Source organism: Pseudoalteromonas sp. SMS1, from assembly GCF_021530565.1.
Taxonomy (GTDB): domain Bacteria; phylum Pseudomonadota; class Gammaproteobacteria; order Enterobacterales; family Alteromonadaceae; genus Pseudoalteromonas.
This window is the reverse complement of sequence record NZ_JAKGBI010000004.1, coordinates 328,049-345,147: the sequence shown is the minus strand read 5'-3', so window position 1 is coordinate 345,147 and position 17,099 is coordinate 328,049. Positions and strand designations below refer to the sequence as shown.

General features: G+C 43.3%; 19 protein-coding genes. 5 read left to right on the top strand and 14 right to left on the bottom strand.

Features of this window, described 5'->3' with window-relative positions; genetic code table 11:
- Positions 1-69 precede the first annotated feature (69 nt).
- Entirely contained in the window at positions 70-966 is an 897-nt protein-coding gene (locus L1286_RS07135) for a TIGR01777 family oxidoreductase (RefSeq protein WP_235406216.1), read from the bottom strand.
- Between the two features lie 147 nt (positions 967-1,113).
- Between L1286_RS07135 and L1286_RS07130 the strand changes: the two genes are divergently transcribed.
- Entirely contained in the window at positions 1,114-2,145 is a 1,032-nt protein-coding gene (locus tag L1286_RS07130; protein ID WP_235406215.1) for an AI-2E family transporter, read from the top strand.
- Here L1286_RS07130 and L1286_RS07125 read toward each other — a convergent pair.
- The 5 genes from L1286_RS07125 to L1286_RS07105 form a co-directional block, all read right to left on the bottom strand.
- The gene (locus L1286_RS07125) at positions 2,135-2,548 is read right to left on the bottom strand and encodes a hypothetical protein (RefSeq protein WP_235406214.1); all 414 of its coding nucleotides are present in this window, start codon (positions 2,546-2,548) and stop codon (positions 2,135-2,137) included. The two genes, L1286_RS07130 and L1286_RS07125, sit on opposite strands and share 11 nt — an antisense overlap.
- Complete coding sequence (locus L1286_RS07120) at positions 2,532-3,875, bottom strand: ATP-binding protein (RefSeq protein WP_235406213.1); 1,344 nt, start codon at positions 3,873-3,875, stop codon at positions 2,532-2,534. Before L1286_RS07120 ends, L1286_RS07125 begins: the two co-directional genes overlap by 17 nt.
- The gene (locus tag L1286_RS07115) at positions 3,869-4,543 is read right to left on the bottom strand and encodes a response regulator transcription factor (protein ID WP_063374933.1); all 675 of its coding nucleotides are present in this window, start codon (positions 4,541-4,543) and stop codon (positions 3,869-3,871) included. The genes L1286_RS07120 and L1286_RS07115 overlap by 7 nt, the downstream gene beginning before the upstream one ends.
- A gap of 2 nt (positions 4,544-4,545) precedes the next feature.
- Positions 4,546-4,797, bottom strand: a complete 252-nt coding sequence (locus L1286_RS07110) for a PepSY domain-containing protein (RefSeq protein ID WP_235406212.1) — start codon at positions 4,795-4,797, stop codon at positions 4,546-4,548.
- Between the two features lie 80 nt (positions 4,798-4,877).
- Entirely contained in the window at positions 4,878-5,177 is a 300-nt protein-coding gene (locus L1286_RS07105; protein WP_235406211.1) for a YciI family protein, read from the bottom strand.
- 175 nt (positions 5,178-5,352) lie between these two features.
- On the opposite strand from L1286_RS07105, the gene L1286_RS07100 reads away from it, so the two are divergent.
- Positions 5,353-6,780 carry a sodium-dependent transporter gene (locus L1286_RS07100; protein ID WP_235406210.1) on the top strand — a complete coding sequence of 476 codons (1,428 nt, stop codon included), beginning with the start codon at positions 5,353-5,355 and terminating at the stop codon, positions 6,778-6,780.
- Positions 6,781-6,817: 37 nt separating this feature from the next.
- Here the strand turns inward: L1286_RS07100 and L1286_RS07095 are convergent, their stop codons facing one another.
- Both L1286_RS07095 and L1286_RS07090 read right to left on the bottom strand, forming a co-directional pair.
- Positions 6,818-7,462, bottom strand: coding sequence for a CPBP family intramembrane glutamic endopeptidase (locus tag L1286_RS07095; RefSeq protein WP_235406209.1), 645 nt, complete (start codon positions 7,460-7,462; stop codon positions 6,818-6,820).
- Between the two features lie 123 nt (positions 7,463-7,585).
- Positions 7,586-8,194, bottom strand: a complete 609-nt coding sequence (locus L1286_RS07090; protein WP_235406208.1) for an inner membrane-spanning protein YciB — start codon at positions 8,192-8,194, stop codon at positions 7,586-7,588.
- 120 nt (positions 8,195-8,314) lie between these two features.
- Between L1286_RS07090 and L1286_RS07085 the strand changes: the two genes are divergently transcribed.
- Positions 8,315-8,590 carry an HU family DNA-binding protein gene (locus L1286_RS07085; RefSeq protein ID WP_063374939.1) on the top strand — a complete coding sequence of 92 codons (276 nt, stop codon included), beginning with the start codon at positions 8,315-8,317 and terminating at the stop codon, positions 8,588-8,590.
- A 7-nt stretch (positions 8,591-8,597) separates the two neighbouring features.
- On the opposite strand, the gene trpA is transcribed toward L1286_RS07085, so the two are convergent.
- Genes trpA through L1286_RS07055 form a run of 6 tightly spaced genes read right to left on the bottom strand, consistent with a single transcriptional unit; the run spans position 8,598 to position 15,117 of the window.
- Positions 8,598-9,404: a tryptophan synthase subunit alpha gene (gene trpA, locus L1286_RS07080; RefSeq protein ID WP_235406207.1), complete on the bottom strand. Its 807-nt coding sequence runs from the start codon at positions 9,402-9,404 to the stop codon at positions 8,598-8,600.
- Positions 9,401-10,585 (bottom strand): tryptophan synthase subunit beta, encoded by a 1,185-nt coding sequence (gene trpB, locus L1286_RS07075; RefSeq protein WP_235406206.1) that lies wholly within the window; start codon positions 10,583-10,585, stop codon positions 9,401-9,403. The genes trpA and trpB overlap by 4 nt, the downstream gene beginning before the upstream one ends.
- Before the next feature lie 7 nt (positions 10,586-10,592).
- Entirely contained in the window at positions 10,593-11,957 is a 1,365-nt protein-coding gene (trpCF, locus tag L1286_RS07070; protein ID WP_235406205.1) for a bifunctional indole-3-glycerol-phosphate synthase TrpC/phosphoribosylanthranilate isomerase TrpF, read from the bottom strand.
- Entirely contained in the window at positions 11,950-12,954 is a 1,005-nt protein-coding gene (gene trpD / locus L1286_RS07065; RefSeq protein WP_235406204.1) for an anthranilate phosphoribosyltransferase, read from the bottom strand. Before trpD ends, trpCF begins: the two co-directional genes overlap by 8 nt.
- Before the next feature lie 8 nt (positions 12,955-12,962).
- On the bottom strand, positions 12,963-13,547 hold the full coding sequence (locus L1286_RS07060) for an aminodeoxychorismate/anthranilate synthase component II (protein ID WP_063374943.1): 585 nt from the start codon (positions 13,545-13,547) through the stop codon (positions 12,963-12,965).
- Entirely contained in the window at positions 13,537-15,117 is a 1,581-nt protein-coding gene (locus L1286_RS07055) for an anthranilate synthase component 1 (protein ID WP_235406203.1), read from the bottom strand. Before L1286_RS07055 ends, L1286_RS07060 begins: the two co-directional genes overlap by 11 nt.
- Before the next feature lie 509 nt (positions 15,118-15,626).
- Between L1286_RS07055 and rnm the strand changes: the two genes are divergently transcribed.
- Positions 15,627-16,475, top strand: coding sequence for an RNase RNM (rnm, locus tag L1286_RS07050; protein ID WP_235406202.1), 849 nt, complete (start codon positions 15,627-15,629; stop codon positions 16,473-16,475).
- A 1-nt stretch (position 16,476) separates the two neighbouring features.
- Positions 16,477-17,097 carry an L-threonylcarbamoyladenylate synthase gene (locus L1286_RS07045; RefSeq protein ID WP_235406201.1) on the top strand — a complete coding sequence of 207 codons (621 nt, stop codon included), beginning with the start codon at positions 16,477-16,479 and terminating at the stop codon, positions 17,095-17,097.
- Positions 17,098-17,099: the final 2 nt, after the last annotated feature.

Below are 17,099 nucleotides of genomic sequence, written 5' to 3'. Positions count from 1 at the left end.
ATCAAATATAAATGGATTCAAAAAGTGTGTTAGGCTGACACTCTTTGAATCGCGAGGCATTGTTATTGCTTAGTGCATGATTTGCTTGAGCGCTTCTTCTAAAGAGGTATACCTAAACCGATAATTGGCATCCAATGCTTTTTGAGGTACGACTTTTTGACCGTAAATTAGAATGTCTGACATTTCACCAAAAGCCCACTTTAAAAAGCCTTCTGGCAGCCAAAATAACGCAGGTCGATTAAGCACATTCGCTAAGCAGTAAGAGAATTCTTTGTTGGAAACTGGGTTGGGGGCTGTGGCGTTAAAGGCGCCTTTTAATTCCGTGTGCTTAATTAAGAAAAGGATCAGCTGGATCATGTCATCAATGTGTATCCAGGACATCATTTGTTCTCCTGAGCCCATCGGGCCGCCCATCCCCCAAGAGAAAGCGGGTAACATTTTTTTGAGTGCGCCACCATGGCGAGATAAAACAACACCCGTTCGCAACAGACACACTCGCGTTTTATCACTTTTAGCGGCTAATGCGGCGGTCTCCCAGTCTTTACAAAGCTGGTGGCTGAATTCATTGAATGGTTTGTTGAAGCTTTCATCAACGGTTGTCTCAGCTGATTGTCTACCATAATACCCTATGGCGCTACCTGATATGAATGTGTGGGGTGGGTTTTGAGCAGCATTGATGTGGGTTGAGATTTGTTCCGTCAAGCCTACACGGCTAGAGGTGATCGCCGCTTTTTGCTTATCACTCCAACGCTTGTCAGCAATCGGCTCACCAGCGAGATTAATGACGATGTCTATTTCATTAAAATCGACCTCGCTAAGCTGCGAAATAAAATGTCCATTTTGTGGCAAAACTTGTCGTGCTTTGACTTCGCTTCTGGTCAAGATGGTTAGATTGTGTTTGTTGACTAAAAACTTGCAAAGTTCTTGTCCGATAAGTCCTGTAGCTCCAGTGATCAGTATATTCATTCCACGCCCAAATAGTGATTGGTTTACATATGTTTTTAGTTTTACCCTAGTGTTTTGAAAACAAATTCAATTACAATAGTAGCAGATACATATAAAAATTATGTGTGATCATTCCTTCAACGTTGCGACCTCGCATAAGGATCAATAGTGTCATCATTAACAGGAATAAATAAAAGCTTAGTTGTTTTAGCTTCCTTATTCATTGTATTAGCAGGGATAAAACTTGCAAACGATATATTAGTGCCATTTATACTGGCTGCATTTATTGCCATTATATGTAATCCACTCCTGAAGTTTTTTGCTAGTTACCGTATCCCAAAAGGGGCTGCGATCATTATTATTATTGCCATTGTCGCTCTGCTTGGTACAAGCTTAGCGGGGTTAGTTGGTCAGTCTCTCAATGATTTCTCGCAACAGCTACCTAGTTATCGAGTAGCGTTACAAGATAAGTTTTTATGGTTAGTTAACACTGCTGCAAATTACAACATCCTGATCGATAAACAGCAGCTAATTTCGCTTTTTGATCCAGGAAAAATGATCGATGTTGCGACTAATATGCTGGCAGGGTTTGGTGGCGTCATGGCGAATATATTTCTCATCTTACTCACCGTTGTTTTCATGCTTTTCGAAGCGCCAATGCTCAGTAAAAAAGTGCATATTGCTCTGGACGATCCGCAAATGAAGATGCAACAGATTGACCGCTTCTTAAACTCGATAAACAGCTATTTGGCCATAAAAACATTGGTGTCTCTTGCGACGGGTATTCTGGCTGGCTCTTTACTATGGGTATTAGAGGTGGATTACTTCGTGCTGTGGGGCGTGCTCGCATTTTTGCTCAATTATATTCCAAATATTGGCTCTATCATTGCCGCTGTTCCCCCTGTTTTACTGGCCTTAGTAACTCATGGCCCGGTAGTGAGTGGTCTTGTTGCTGTGGGGTATTTGTCTATCAATACCGTCATGGGGAATATTGTTGAACCAAAATATATGGGCAAAGGGCTCGGGTTATCCACCCTTGTGGTATTTGTCTCTTTGATATTTTGGGGCTGGTTATTGGGTACAGTGGGTATGTTGTTGTCCGTACCGCTCACAATGGTCGTAAAGATAGGGTTAGAGAACAGTGAAGATGGTCGCTGGTTGGCGACCATGCTCGGTAGCTACGATGAGTCTAAAAGTTAGCTTTAAGCTCTTCGGTATGGTGCTGTAAAAATGAAATTTTACAGCGCTTGTACACTTTAGCTGCTTTGGTAGAATTGGGGAGTTCTTTTAAGTATCGCCATTTACAAGAATCTTCCATATAACGGCTTTGACTTAATAAACTACGTTTTATGATTGGCATGAGCTGGGTGTTACCCGTGTCTTTTTCGATTTTCTCTGTGTCTAATAACAGCTTATTGATCCATGCTTGTCTATCTCGCTCTAAAAGCTCAATATTGCCATCCAAACACATCAGATAGCGTTTCGCCTTTTGCGGGTGGTCAGAATCAAGGTGTGTGCAATCAGCCAGTGAAGCCGTGCCTGCACTGACGTCGATGCTGATTGCGGCAACAGTTAAAATAAAAAAGTTAGTTGTTTTGCTCATAGCCAAATTCTATTGTAAATTGAGCGCCGCCAAGTTCACTGTAATCGATAATGATGTTGCCATGATATGAAGCAACCAGATCAGAAACGATGGCCATACCGACACCATGACCTGCTTCATAGGTGTCCAGTCGAGTACCTCGCTTGAGAAGTTCTTGACGTTTATTCTCCGGGATCCCCGGTCCATCATCACTAATGACAAATACAGTGCCTCTATTGGAGGTCGTTTTTACTTGGATATCAATCTTATGCGCGCATGCTTTACATGCATTATCGATGATATTACCCAATATTTCCATTAAATCAGTTTTATCTCCAAGGAATGCGGCATCGTCAGCGCAATAGGCTGAGAATTGAATTGCCTTGTCATGATAGACCTTACCCATCGCATTCAAAATTGAATCTAGCACGGGTTTAATTGTCGTTTGTTTTTTCCAAGTATCAGAGGCGCCTGTGGCAGCACGTTTTAGTTGGTGTTCAATCATGGCATTGATACGGTCAAGCTGCTCTTGTGCTTCGGCATCGTTTGCCAGTGAACTTGACTTTAACACTGCCAGCGGCGTTTTAAGTGCATGGGCTAAATCGCTCAAAGACGCCCTATAACGTTCTTTTTGGCGACGCTGTGAGTCGAGCAATAAATTCAAGTCTGCTTTTATGGTGTTTAATTCTACAGGGTACAATCCGGAAATTTTATCACGTTCGCCCGATTCTACTTCTTTGATTTCTTTGTCTAGTCGCTGAAGCGGACGTGCGTTCCACACAAAACCAAAAGCCATTAATGCCGCAATGACAACACCCATAATCAACATCCAATTGACCAGTGTGTCCCTAAATTCCGACATGAGTGCAACTAAAGCCGAATTCTTTTTGAGTAAGATGAATTTAGCCTGTTGTGATTGCTCTGCGTTACCTAAAATAACCGTCAAACTGAGTTGCCAAAATTCCTCTCCACTGTACTCAACTTTTTTAAATTCTGACGCACCGGCCTGAGTTTGAGATACATCGGGCGTGACCGTTAGGCTAACCGCTGATTCTGAATACCAAACTAACGTATTTTGTTGATATACCAAAGCATAGGTATCTGAATTCAGTCTATTTAACTCGGGAGCGAGAATGGTTCTTGGCATTGATATGCCATCTGAAATAAATTCAACTTCAGAGATCAGTGAGTATAAGTGGGCTTCGAGCGTTTTTTCCGTGGCGTCAATCAGTGTCGCGTGATAGGCGCGACCAATTGAGAAAAACAACGCAGGTAGGGCAACGATTAAAACAAAGACAAGGATGAAACCTTGCCTTATTTTGAGTGAAATTTGTGCGCTACTTACCACTGGGTTTTAAACCTGTAACCTCTACCTCGCAGAGTTTCTACTGGGTTTAATGTGCCATCTGGGTCAAGTTTCTTTCTCAAACGCAGAACAAATACTTCAATGACATTGGAGTCTAGATCAAAGTCTTGATCGTAAATATGCTCCGTGAGTTCTGACTTTGAAATAACTTTGTGTGGATTAACCATTAAGTATTCAAGTACTTTGTATTCATATGCTGTAAGTGACAATTCTCTATCACCGACGAATACCTGTTGAGATCGCGTGTGCAGTGTAATTGGACCAATGGTTATCTCTGGGTTAGCCTGTCCAGCGCTACGTCTAATTAATGCATTGCAGCGCGCGATCAACTCTTCTACATGAAAAGGTTTCGTTAAATAGTCGTCCGCACCTGCATCTAGCCCTTCGACTTTTTCTTGCCAACGATCACGAGCTGTAAGGATTAAGATAGGGATCTTTATATCCTGTGCTCTGGCGCGTCTGATCAATTCTATACCGTCTATTTTTGGCAAACCTAAGTCGACTACAGCCAAATCAAGTGGATACTCCGTTAAGTGAAAAAGGCCGTTTTCGCCATCGTGACAAAGATCTACGCTGTACTTCTCTTTTTCTAAGACGTTCCGTAAGTTTTCAGCTAACTGAACGTCATCTTCTATTACTAAAATTCGCATTGTCAATCCTTCTTCACTTCACCCGTTACTTTGTGAACTTTAACATCAATGATTCTGCCGTCGCTCTGAAGAATTCGTACCACATAGTAGTCGCCTTCAAGAGAAATCTTTAAGGTTTTTCCTGGTTGTTTAGTCGTTGCTAATTGTACGGCTTCTTTTTTGCTAATGGTGTCTTGTGTATTTTTTGCTTGTGCGGGGCTAAGTACCAACACACAGGCAAAAACGGCAACAGCAAGACAGTTTGGCAACTGCATTCTAAGCTCCACAGTAGGGTTGCTTAACATCTTGAACAGGAGGTTAAGTTTTTAAGACTTAACCACCGCTGAACTTTTGGTTAAGGTAAAACTTTCTTATATGGTTTGACTACGCTTTGCGCGTAAACACCCGCTTCAATATAAGGGTCTTGACTGGCCCATGTTTGCGCTTCTTCTAAAGAGGCAAACTCAGCAATCACTAAAGAGCCGGTAAAACCTGCTTCACCTGGGTTTTCATCATCAACTGCAGGGAGAGGCCCCGCAACAAACAATCTACCTTCATCCTTTAGCGCGTTTAAACGTGCTAAATGAGCTGGGCGTGCATTTAAACGCTTCTCTAGTGAATTTTCCACATCCGTTGAGTAAATCATGTAAAGCATAATAGTAAGAAATAAGGCGTAATTAAATTTGTGTTTCGTATCATAGACTGGATTGTCCCCAAATGTAAATGAATAGGCGTTATCTGAAGAGAATCTTGTTTGGGACTTGAAATCCGCAGGCCTTGGCTGTTACAGTCCTTCGACTATCGTGAAAAATAATAATAAGGTTGTTTTAATGAGTGCAAACCGCGAGCAATTTAGCTCCCGACTGGGTTTCATTTTAGCAGCGGCTGGCTCCGCTGTGGGGATCGGAAACTTGGTCGGTTTCCCTGTATCTGCTGCCAAAAATGGCGGTGGGGCGTTTCTGATTATTTATGCACTGTTTGTTGCGTTTATCTGTTTGCCTGTCATGATCGCTGAAATGGCACTGGGTCGTAAGGCCCAGAAAGACCCGTATGGTGCTTATCACTCGCTGACTGGCGGTGATAAGAAATGGTCCTTTGCCGGTGCTCTCGCTGTGTTAACTCCCTTCATGATCGCTGTTTTTTATATGGTTATTACCGTATGGATTTTCGGTTATTTAGTTCAGACCTTTATCGGAAATCTTGATCAGCTTGCGAATCCTGACAATTTCGGCGTATTTATTAATGAATACACCGTGTTTGGATATATGGCCGGTGTTGTTGTATTGGTTAATTTGATCTTGGTCGGCGGTGTGAAAGAAGGCATTGAAAAAGCGGCAAAGTTAATGATGCCTGCGCTTTTCGTACTTCTCATTGGTCTCGTTGCGTATGTGTTGACATTAGATAATGCAATGGCCGGTGTGCGTTATTATTTGGTACCTGACTTTTCTAAAATGGACGCCAGTGTCTTAAATGGTGCATTGTCGCAAGCATTTTTCTCATTGTCATTGGGCATGGGTATCTTAATTACATATGCGTCTTATATTTCTAAAAAAGAAGACATTGTAGGTAGTTCTAAAATGGTTGCAGTGACGGACTCATTAGTGGCGTTTATCGCGGGTCTAATGGTACTGCCAGCAATCTTTAGTTTTAACCCGAATGTAAACCCTGAAGAATTATCGGATTCTTCAGTATCAATGATCTTTGTATATCTGCCGCAGTTATTACTGACATTGCAAGCTGATATCGGATATGTCGGCGCATCGGTTGTAGCGGGCATTTTCTTTTTGCTTGTTTTCTTTGCCGCGATAACGTCTTTGGTGTCGATTATTGAAGTCCCTACAGCCAGCTTAATGGAAGCGAAAGGGTATACGCGTAAAAAGTCATTGACTGTATTAGCTGTGACGACCGGTATCTTGACGGTACTGTGTACTATGTCATTTGGTATGGTTGAAGGATTAACTAAGTTTACGCAGTACGGGGGCGGGGTCGATAAGAGTTTCTTTGACATTATTTCTGATGTATTTTATGACACCATCTTACCTTTCAATGGGTTGTTATTATGCTTATTTGTAACTTATCGCTGGCGTAAGGCCAACTTGTCTGAAGAGCTAACGCAAGGCAATGAAGGCTACAAAGGAAGCTTTATGGAAAAATACGTGAACTTCTCGCTGTCGACGTTTATTCCAGTGATCTTGTTGCTGATTTTTGTCAACACAGTCGCAACCAAATACTTTGCTATCAGCCTATTTGGCTTTTAAGTAAAGCACATGATATGTGGGGCAATAACCCCACATATCATGTAAATGTCACGCCTGCATCCAAGTATTTCCCTGCTCCTATCGTAAATAACCACAATCCCCACAAACTATGTTCAAGCACACAAACTGCTAGAGAGCGACTGTGCGCATAGGTGTAAGAGAATAACAGTCCACCAAAAAAAGACATGATAATGGCCATCCAGTTGTCATACACACAGTGGGCCAGCGCAAATACACTGGCACTGAGTAATATCCTCACTGTTTTACTCGGTAAGATACGTTTGTAGCGGTGGAAAAAGTAACTTCTAAATATAAGCTCTTGGGGTAGTACGGATAAAATGGGATAAGCAATGAGTAAAACCAACCAATCAGTGGTCGAGTTAATGGGCAAATCGAACCATGTTTCTTGGCTGATTAATCCGTACAGCATACCTGAAAATAGTGCACCAATAAAAAAGATAGAAAACAACCGTTTTTTGATGGCAGAGAATTGTCCCAGACTCGTTAATCTAAAACGCTTGAAGTGTGGATCCGAGAGCAATAAGTAGGTGCACACCGACATGATAATGATAAGAGCAGGGAAGAGCCAATTGGCTAAATCATGGCGGAAATAATAGGCGATAAACGGGAGCAAAAAAAAGATTGAGAATAGCTCAAACCAACGAAACTGTCGTGCGTTCAAAGAATTTACCTCAAGCGATGCTGTATCAATAAAATATAGCAAGTGTCTCAAGAATTATGCGTAATCTGGAAAAAGATTACGCATTTTCTAGGCGGGGCGGAAGGACTGTGTGTTGAGCTTGGTTCAGTCGTCTTCAGGAAGGTATTTGGAGACCTTCATAATAGTAATTAGGATGGCGACAAAAGTAATGGCCATCAGCCCAAATACCTTAAAATTAACCCAGAAATTAAGGGAGAAATTATAAGCGACGTACAAATTGAGTATTGCAATAAAGAAAAATAGGGCAGACCAAGCAAGATTTAGCCTTTCAAATAGTATCTCTGGAATATCTAACTTCGCTGCAGGGTTATCGGATTGCATTTTGTCGTCTTTATTCGTTTTCTGATCTTGCAACATCGCACTATTCAAAACGCTTAACAGCGCTTTTTTGGCAAGGTTCTTTTTAAATACATAGTGGGATACAAGCAGACTGGCACCGAGTATCGCGTAGATAATAGTTGCTTTCCACATGATAAATTGTTCATCTTGGAATAGAATAGTCATGCCACCGAGTAACAGGGCGATGGCAAAAAAGACCCAGTGTCTTTGGGATACTTTTCCATCGGTGAAGTACTGATAGATCATTTGAATGACGGAGGCGACAATTAACACCCCAGTGGCCCAAAATATATCCATAAATTTGTAAACTGCAAAAAACAGGATTAGGGGAAAATACTCTAGTATAAAAGTCATTCACTTCCTCGATGATTAAGCCTTTATTGCGTTGTATCAAGATATTGTCACAAGTTCAAGATTGACTTTTGAAGGCTAAGCTTCTAGCCTCCGCACAATTAAAAATAAATTGAGAACTCTATGAATAAAAGCGAACTAGTATCAGCAATGTCCGCAAACAGTGAACTGACCAAAAAGGACTCAAAAGCAGCGCTAGATAGTATTCTGAACGCAGTTTCAAAGCGTTTATCCGAAGGTGATCCTGTTTCTTTGGCTGGGTTCGGCACATTATCTTTGAGCTATCATCCCGCTAAGCCTGGTCGCAACCCAAGAACGGGAGAAGAGATCATGATTGAAGGGCAAAATAAAGTGTTGTTTAAAGCGGCTAAAGCGCTCAAAGACGCTTTAGCCAAGTAGTATAAAATTATTTCTGTGTTGCAGCCTTCATGGTTGCAACAAACTCACGCAATCGCTCGCACATAAGCGCAGGCTCAGTTAAGTTTTCTTCAATAATTTTCACGATCGCAGAACCAGAGATTGCACCGGCTGCGCCCGAATCGATGGCAGCTTTCACATGCTCTGGCGCTGAAATACCAAAGCCCAACAATGCTGGGGCGGCATTATACTCTACCAACTTATTGATCATGGTATCCGCGGGCATTTCAGCTTTTGTCTCGGTGCCTGTTACACCTGAGCGAGAAAGTAGGTAGGTATACCCTCGACCATAGCTTGCACACTGACGCAACGTGTCGTCGCTTGCATTAGGCGTTGCGATGAAGATTGGCGCAATGTCAGCCTGTTGTGCAGCTTGCCTGAACATCTTAGATTCGTGTAGTGGGACATCTGCAACGAGGATAGAATCAACCCCCGCCTCTTTGGCTTGCTGGTAGAAGGCTTCGATTCCTTGCGCAAAAATAAGGTTTGAGTATAGCAATAAGCCAATTGGAATATCTGCATTGTATTCGCGGATTTGGCGAATAATCTCAAAGCAGTCTTGGGTATTGATTTTACTCTCAAGGGCACGAATATTAGCCGCTTGAATAACGGGGCCATCCGCAATTGGGTCTGAAAATGGAATACCCAGCTCAAGTGCGTCTGCACCGCCATCAATCAGGCTCTTTACGATATCTAGGCTGATTTCTTTGGTTGGATCACCTAAGGTGACAAACGGTACAAAAGCGCCTTGTCTGGCATCGTTTAGACGTGTAAATAGGTTGCTATATCGGCTCATAGTTCACCTCGCTCATTCAATACGTTGTGTACATGGGCAAGATCTTTGTCACCACGGCCACTTAAGTTAACGACAATTATGGTTTCTTCAGTTTGTTGCTCTGCATACTTAAGTGCATAAGCTAAGGCATGGCTTGATTCAAGCGCAGGGATAATCCCTTCATTTTTTGCCAGAGCTTGAAATGCATCTAGCGCTTCAGTGTCTGTAATACCGACGTATTGAGCACGACCAGTTTGATGCAGGTAGGCATGTTGTGGGCCTACCGCAGGGTAATCAAGACCAGCAGAGACCGAGTACGACTCTTCGATTTGACCATCATTGTCTTGCATGATGTAGGTATATGCCCCATGAAGAATACCTTGGCTACCTTTACACAGCGCCGCGCCGTGCTCTTCGGTATCAAGACCTTTACCTGCCGGCTCAATACCGATAAGTTTGACATCTTTTTCATCGATGAAATCAGCGAACATGCCAATTGCATTGGAACCACCGCCTACACACGCCATAACAACGTCTGGTAAGCGGCCTTCAGCGTCAAGGACTTGCTGTTTTGCTTCTTCACCAATCATGCGTTGGAAATCTCTAACCAAAGTTGGGAATGGATGAGGACCAGCCGCTGTGCCAAGTAGGTAGTGCGCGGTTTTGTAGTTTGCAGACCAATCACGCATTGCTTCGTTCACGGCATCTTTTAGTGTGCCTGAACCTGCTGTTACTGGGATCACTTCCGCACCCATTAAGCGCATTCTAAAAACGTTAGGTTGTTGACGTTCAACATCTTTTGCGCCCATGTATACGCGACACTTTAAGCCCAATAGAGCACACGCTAGTGCGGTCGCAACACCATGTTGCCCTGCACCAGTCTCTGCAATAACTTCTTTTTTACCCATGCGTTTAGTCAGCAGTGCTTGACCCAGTACTTGATTCGTTTTGTGCGCGCCGCCGTGAAGCAAATCTTCACGTTTGAGGTATAGTTTTACCTTCGGGTTTTTAATTAGGTTGCGAGACAATGTTAAAGGAGTTGGGCGACCTGCATATTCATTTAGCAGCGAATAAAACTCTTCTTTAAAGCTGTCATCTTGCTGTGCATTGTTGAACTCTTGCTCAAGTTGTTTGAGCGCTGGTACAAGCAACTCAGGGACGTACATGCCGCCAAAGTCACCAAAATATCCTGTATTAGTCATATCCACCTCAGTATTTTCGAATATTGTTGAAAGCATCACGTAGTTTCTCTGGACACTTTTTGCCGGGGCTCGTTTCTACCCCTGAGTTAAGGTCAAATCCAGCCGCACCCAAGTATGATGCATCGCTGACATTGTCTGCATTTAGCCCACCTGCGAGCATAAACGGCTTTTTCGCACTTCTAAGTAGTTGCCAATTAAATACTTTACCCGTACCACCAAATGCGTTTGCTGTCTTGGTGTCGTAAAGATGTTTATCTACTTCATCAAAAGGCGCAGGGAACTCATCAACAATGCCCTGTGCTTTCCATATCTGACAATTTACGGGCAATTGCTTGCGAAGGTTGGAGATAAACTCTTGGGTTTCGTGGCCATGCAATTGCACGACACTCAGGCGCAGGCTTTGTGCATATTCAACGATTTGCTCAGCTGGTGCGTCGACAAAGACTCCGACATATTTAAGTGGTGCGCTATCGACAACGGCACGAGCGCAATCAAAGTCAACGTATCTCGGTGATTTCGGGTAGAAAATTAATCCACCATAAACGGCACCCGCGTCATAGGCTGATAAAGCATCATCTACACGCGTTAATCCACAGACTTTATTTTCACCTAAGATAAGTTTGCGGCATGCACCTTCTAAATCTTGTTCAGCCATTAAAGAACTGCCGACCAAAAAGCCATTACAGTGTGGCGTGAGGCGTTTAACATCATTATGCGTATAAATGCCAGACTCAGAGATAACCGTTTTTTCGTCTGGGATTAAGGTGCGTAGACGCTCTGTTGTCGCAAGGTCTGTACTCAAATCTCTTAGGTTGCGGTTATTAATACCAATCAGCTTTGCGTTTAATTGGAGTGCACGATGGACTTCTTCTTCGTTGCTAACCTCAGTGAGTACGGCCATATTCAATGCGTGTGCTAGATCAGCAAGCTCTCGATAAGCCACATCATCTAATACTGACAGCATGAGCAAGATGGCATCTCCTCCCTTTAAGCGCGCTAAATACACTTGGTATTCATCAATGAAGAAGTCTTTACAAATGAGTGGCTGATTGACCTTTGTACGGACGTAACTTAGGTACTCATAACTGCCTTGAAAGTACTTCTCGTCAGTCAATACGCTAATGCAGGTGGCATATTGTGCATAGACGCCTGTGATCTCATCGAGGTCGAAGGTTTCTCTGATCAACCCTTTCGAAGGAGAGGCTTTCTTACACTCCAAAATAAACTGTGTGCCAGACTTTGACATCTCGCCATAAAAATCGCGTTTAGTTGGAACGACCTGATCTTTAAATTCGCTCAGTGGCAGCATCTTTTTGCGCGCTTCAAGCTCAATACGCTTATCTGCGACAATTTTTTCTAACACGTTAGCCATGACTTACCTCCGCAATGGCTGCTAATGTTTCTTCACAGCGACCTGACGCCAGTACATCAAGCACGTGTTGAGTGGCTGATTTTAGGTCGGCAGCTTTGCCTGACATAACAAGTAAAGCACTGACATTTGCTGCGATGGCAGCGTTGTGAGCAGCTTTACCTTTGCCGCTTAAAATGTCCCGTGTTGCTTGAGCGTTGTACTCTGGCGTATCTCCTGCGATGTCCTCCAACGAGTAGTTGTCTAAACCGAAATCTGCTGGTGTTAACGTGTACTCTGTGATTTTACCATCCTTTAATTCGGTAACTTGTGTTGTTCCGTGAAGCGCTATCTCATCGCAGCCAGCGCCATGAACGACCATCGCACGCTTGGTACCTAGCATTTGCAGCGTTTCAGCCATAGGGCGGCAAAGCGCTGGGTCATAAACACCAAGTAACTGAATATCAGGCTTGGCTGGGTTTGCCAGAGGGCCCAAAATATTGAATAGGGTACGTGTTTTAAGCTTGGTGCGTACTGGCATCGCGTGCTTCACGCCACTGTGATAGAGCGGGGCAAACAAAAAGGCAAAATTGTTTTTTTCAAGGCAGTGTGCACCTTGCTCAGGTGTCATCTCTAAATTGATACCTAATGTACGAAGCAAATCAGCTGAACCAGACTTACTGGAAACACTGCGATTGCCGTGTTTAACCATCGGAATACCGCAAGCCGCTGCTACGATAGCAGCCGTAGTACTGACGTTGATGGTATTGGTACCATCGCCACCTGTGCCACAGCTATCAGCACAATCTAAGCCTTTATTGTCAAAAGCAACTGCGTGGTCGCGCATCGCCTTTGCGGCACCTGCAATCTCAGCGGCTGTTTCACCTTTAATTTTCAAGGCAATCAGCGCTGCTGTGAGTTCCACTTCAGAAAGCTGTCCTTGCATTACTTGGCTGAATAACTCGGTTGTTTGTTCAAAGCTTAGCGACTGTTGGTCAATCAATTGATTTAAACTTTCCATGTTGCCTCCTAGCAGGTCAAATAGTCGATGCTTTGCTTAAGTAGCTTGGCACCATCTGGTGTTAAAATAGACTCAGGGTGGAATTGATACCCGATAACCTTGTCTGTTGTATGGTATACAGCCATTGGAATATCTTGGTATTTCGCAATCACTTTGAGTGTGTCAGGTACGCTGGTTGCCATCAGTGAGTGATATCTTGCCACTGGGAAACGCTTACCTAGGCCAGCAAAAACTGGGTGTTCTTCAACATCAATATATGAAGATTTACCATGCACCGTTTCGCCAGCATGGCCAATGGTGCCGCCATAGCTTTGCGTAAGCGCTTGCTGACCTAAACATATGCCGAGCATTGGAAATTTGCCTTTACAAAGATCTATCAGCTCAAGCAAGCAACCAGCTTCGCTTGGCTTGCCCGGACCTGGCGATAATACCAATACAATAGGCGCAGTTTCATTACACATTTTGTCGTAGATGGTGCGAGCATCGATGTGATTCCGGTAAACGACGAGTTCACTGCCCAGCTGAGACAATTCATCAACAAGGTTGTAGCTGAATGAGTCAAAGTTATCTAAAAAATATACTTTAGGCGTCATGGCCCACTCCTTGATAGCTTGACTGAATGGCTTTGATCACTGCGCGTGCTTTTGCTTTTGTTTCGTCTGCTTCAGCTTGAGGATCTGAGTCGAATACAACGCCTGCACCCGCCTGTACATAAGCCGTATCGTTTTTCACGAAGGCTGAACGGATCACAATACAGGTATCCATCGCACCGTCTCCAGTTAGGTAGCCAACGGCACCCCCGTAGCTGCCACGACGTTGTTTTTCTGTATCGCGAACTAACTGTGCTGCCTTTACCTTAGGTGCGCCAACCAACGTACCCATATTCATGCAAGCTTGGTATGCATGTAATGCATCAAGATCTGGCTTCAGTTGACCAACTACACGGGACACTAAGTGCATGACTTGTGAGTAACGGTCTACTTTTAAGAGCTCTTTAGCATGGCGTGTACCTGGCACGCTTATTCGTGCTACATCATTGCGTGCTAAATCTACAAGCATCAAGTGCTCAGCGCGCTCTTTTTTGTCATCACGTAATTCAAGCTCAATACGGCTGTCTAAGTCAGGGTTAATTGTGCCGTCGGCAAATTTACCGCGAGGGCGAGTCCCTGCGATTGGGTAGACTTCCACTTGGTTACTTTCTTCACAGTACTTCAATGCTGACTCTGGCGATGCACCAAATAGAACAAACTTTTCATCACGCATATAAAACATATATGGACTTGGGTTTTGTTTCTTTAGGTGTTTGTATGCCGCAAGGGGTCTAGGGCAAGGCAGTGAGAAAGTGCGAGAGGGGACAACTTGAAAAATATCGCCATCGACAATGTTTTTCTTTAGTTGCGTCACTTGCGCTTTAAACACATCATCCGAGATATCCACATTTACTTCATGTTCGGAATCTTCGGGTCCTTCTTTGTAAGAGACATATTCGTCGCACTGACGATTTAGCTCTTCAAGTTGTCTGCCTACCTCAAAACAATTGGCATGAACATCAGGGCCGTTAAAAACATTACCAATAAGCTCGGTGGTTTTTGCTTGATGATCTATTAATACCATTGTTTCAGCGAGATAAAAGACATAATCAGGGCAGTCATTTTTGCCATCAGGCACTTCCGGTAAAGATTCGAAATTTGCCACCATATCGTAGGCAAATACGCCACCTAAAAATACCGAAAACGGCGTGTCTGAGTTACGTTTTATAGAATCAATACAAGTGCGCAGTGCGCTAAATGCGTTGTCTGCTTTTAATTTGCTGTACTCATCTAAACTAAGATCCTGTGTATTATAAGTGAGCGTTAGAACAGCATACTCTTTGACAACGGTGCAGTTTTCTACTTTATCTGCGAGATAATTTAGTAACTGTTCACCGTTGTTTGAGAGTGCGCGCACTTTTACTTCAAGCCCGTTGCACTCAATTCTCAAAGCAGCATCCGCTAAAATAATACTTTTTACATTGTCCTTGGAATCAATTTCAGCTGACTCCAGTAACAGCGAATTGGGCGTATTGAGGGACGCATATAAAGAGAGTGGACTTGCGATATAATCGCGCCGCTGCCTTATACTTGTCACCTCGCCCGGTGTTGTAGTTATATGACTAAAAATCAAACCTCATTCCTCTTTAGTACAAAAAACCCCCCGAAGTATTTTTACTTGCGGGGGGTGCGTATTTAGTTACAACAATGCCTTCCCGCTAATTCAGGCACCACCACCAAGATTTTGTAGATGAATTGTTGCAAAAATTGTTAAACATTATAAAAATTCCATAAAAAAACCCGCGAGCTCAGCGCGGGTTTATAAGTCGTCAGACATAACGAATCACACCCGCTGTTACGAGTGCCACCACCAAACGATTTTTGTTTTTTGTGTTAGATTCATTTGTAAAGTTTTCGTTATTCCGATTTAAGTAGGTACAGTAAACCTTACTCGAGTACACACTGTCAAGTACAAAAATCAAAAAATAACCAATAGCATTAATTAATGTTGAGCTATACGAATATAGACTGAGTGATTGGGCTGTTTTTCCCTGTCTGTTTGCGACTTTTTAAGTAAATAAAAACGCACGCTGATTGCTGTGCATGATATAATACGAGCGTTTGTTTTTAGAGGATTAAATTTTGATTAAATATGACTTGCACAGTCATAGTACTTTTTCTGATGGGCGTTTAGATGTGGCAGAACTTTTAGAGCGCGCAACAGAAAAAGGCGTTGATGTACTTGCTTTGACTGACCACGATACCGTGGCTGGTATACCCGTTGCTCAGCAATATATTGCTGAGCATAATCTTACGCTTGAGTTGATAAATGGCGTTGAGATATCAACTAAATGGGAAAGCTTTGAAATACACATTGTGGGGTTAAACATTGATATTGAGTCAACACCTCTACTGACATTATTGAAAGCTCAGCAAAGTAAACGCAGAGCGCGCGCCAAAGAGATTGGTGCACGACTTGAAAAGCGTGGCTATGAAGGCATTTATGCGCAAGCGCTAGAATTAGCGAAAGGCGCAGAAATCACTCGAGCGCATTTTGCTAAAGCGTTAGTTGAACGCGGCGTTGCCAAGAATATCCAAGGGGTGTTTAAAAAGTTTCTGGCGCGTAACAAAACGGGTTATGTGCCCAGTTGTTGGTGCACTATGTCAGAAGCTATTGAGGCCATCCACAGTGCCGGCGGTATTGCGGTACTTGCACATCCTGGGCGTTATCAAATGTCCAACAAGTGGTTGAGAAAACTATTAGACGAATTTAGTGCATCTGGGGGCAAAGCGATGGAAGTCGCACAGCCGCAACAAGCACCTACCGAAAGACAGTTTTTGGGGCAGTTGTCTCGTGAGTATCATCTTCTTGCAAGCCAAGGCTCTGATTTTCATTACCCAACCAGTTGGTTGGATCTAGGAAGAAACCTATACTTACCAAAAGATTGCCAAGGTGTATGGCAGTTTTGGGGAGCCACAGAGGAATGTTAGCATGAGCCAATTTTTTCATATTCACCCAGATAATCCGCAGATACGTCTGATCCGTCAAGCTGTCGAAATAATTCAAAAAGGTGGCGTGGTGGTATACCCAACTGACTCTGGTTACGCCATTGGCTGCAGCCTTGGCAACAAACAAGCCAAAGAACGAATTGAGCGCATCAGAGGGATAGAAAAGCATCACAACTTTACCTTGATGTGTCGGGACTTATCCGAGTTGTCTACCTACGCAAGAGTAGACAATCAGATGTTTAGAATGATCAAAAATAACACGCCGGGCCCATATACTTTTATTTTAAAGGGAACTAAAGAGGTGCCACGTCGATTGCTGAATGATAAGAAAAAAACCATCGGGATCCGCGTGACCGAGCACCCAATAACGTGCGCTATTTTAGCAGAGCTAAATGAACCATTAATGTCGTGCTCGTTGATTTTACCTGGTGAGCAATTTACCGAGTCAGATCCTGATGATATCAGGATGCAACTTGAAAAGCAGGTAGACTTGATTGTACATGGTGGATACCTCGTCGAGCAGGCTACCACTGTGATTGATATGTCTGAAGACAATATTGAAATCTTACGCCATGGTTGTGGCGATGTGTCACCATTTGAATAAAC

Excerpts from the sequence above, each read along its gene's own strand:
- L1286_RS07110 (WP_235406212.1), bottom strand. The coding sequence starts at position 4,797 with ATGCAGTTGCCAAACTGTCTTGCTGTTGCCGTTTTTGCCTGTGTGTTG.
- trpB (WP_235406206.1), bottom strand. The coding sequence starts at position 10,585 with ATGACTAATACAGGATATTTTGGTGACTTTGGCGGCATGTACGTCCCT.
- L1286_RS07100 (WP_235406210.1), top strand. The coding sequence starts at position 5,353 with ATGAGTGCAAACCGCGAGCAATTTAGCTCCCGACTGGGTTTCATTTTA.
- L1286_RS07135 (WP_235406216.1), bottom strand. The coding sequence starts at position 966 with ATGAATATACTGATCACTGGAGCTACAGGACTTATCGGACAAGAACTT.
- L1286_RS07060 (WP_063374943.1), bottom strand. The coding sequence starts at position 13,547 with ATGACGCCTAAAGTATATTTTTTAGATAACTTTGACTCATTCAGCTAC.
- trpCF (WP_235406205.1), bottom strand. The coding sequence starts at position 11,957 with ATGGCTAACGTGTTAGAAAAAATTGTCGCAGATAAGCGTATTGAGCTT.
- L1286_RS07125 (WP_235406214.1), bottom strand. The coding sequence starts at position 2,548 with ATGAGCAAAACAACTAACTTTTTTATTTTAACTGTTGCCGCAATCAGC.
- L1286_RS07090 (WP_235406208.1), bottom strand. The coding sequence starts at position 8,194 with ATGACTTTTATACTAGAGTATTTTCCCCTAATCCTGTTTTTTGCAGTT.
- L1286_RS07045 (WP_235406201.1), top strand. The coding sequence starts at position 16,477 with ATGAGCCAATTTTTTCATATTCACCCAGATAATCCGCAGATACGTCTG.
- L1286_RS07085 (WP_063374939.1), top strand. The coding sequence starts at position 8,315 with ATGAATAAAAGCGAACTAGTATCAGCAATGTCCGCAAACAGTGAACTG.
- trpD (WP_235406204.1), bottom strand. The coding sequence starts at position 12,954 with ATGGAAAGTTTAAATCAATTGATTGACCAACAGTCGCTAAGCTTTGAA.
- L1286_RS07105 (WP_235406211.1), bottom strand. The coding sequence starts at position 5,177 with ATGCTTTACATGATTTACTCAACGGATGTGGAAAATTCACTAGAGAAG.
- trpA (WP_235406207.1), bottom strand. The coding sequence starts at position 9,404 with ATGAGCCGATATAGCAACCTATTTACACGTCTAAACGATGCCAGACAA.
- L1286_RS07115 (WP_063374933.1), bottom strand. The coding sequence starts at position 4,543 with ATGCGAATTTTAGTAATAGAAGATGACGTTCAGTTAGCTGAAAACTTA.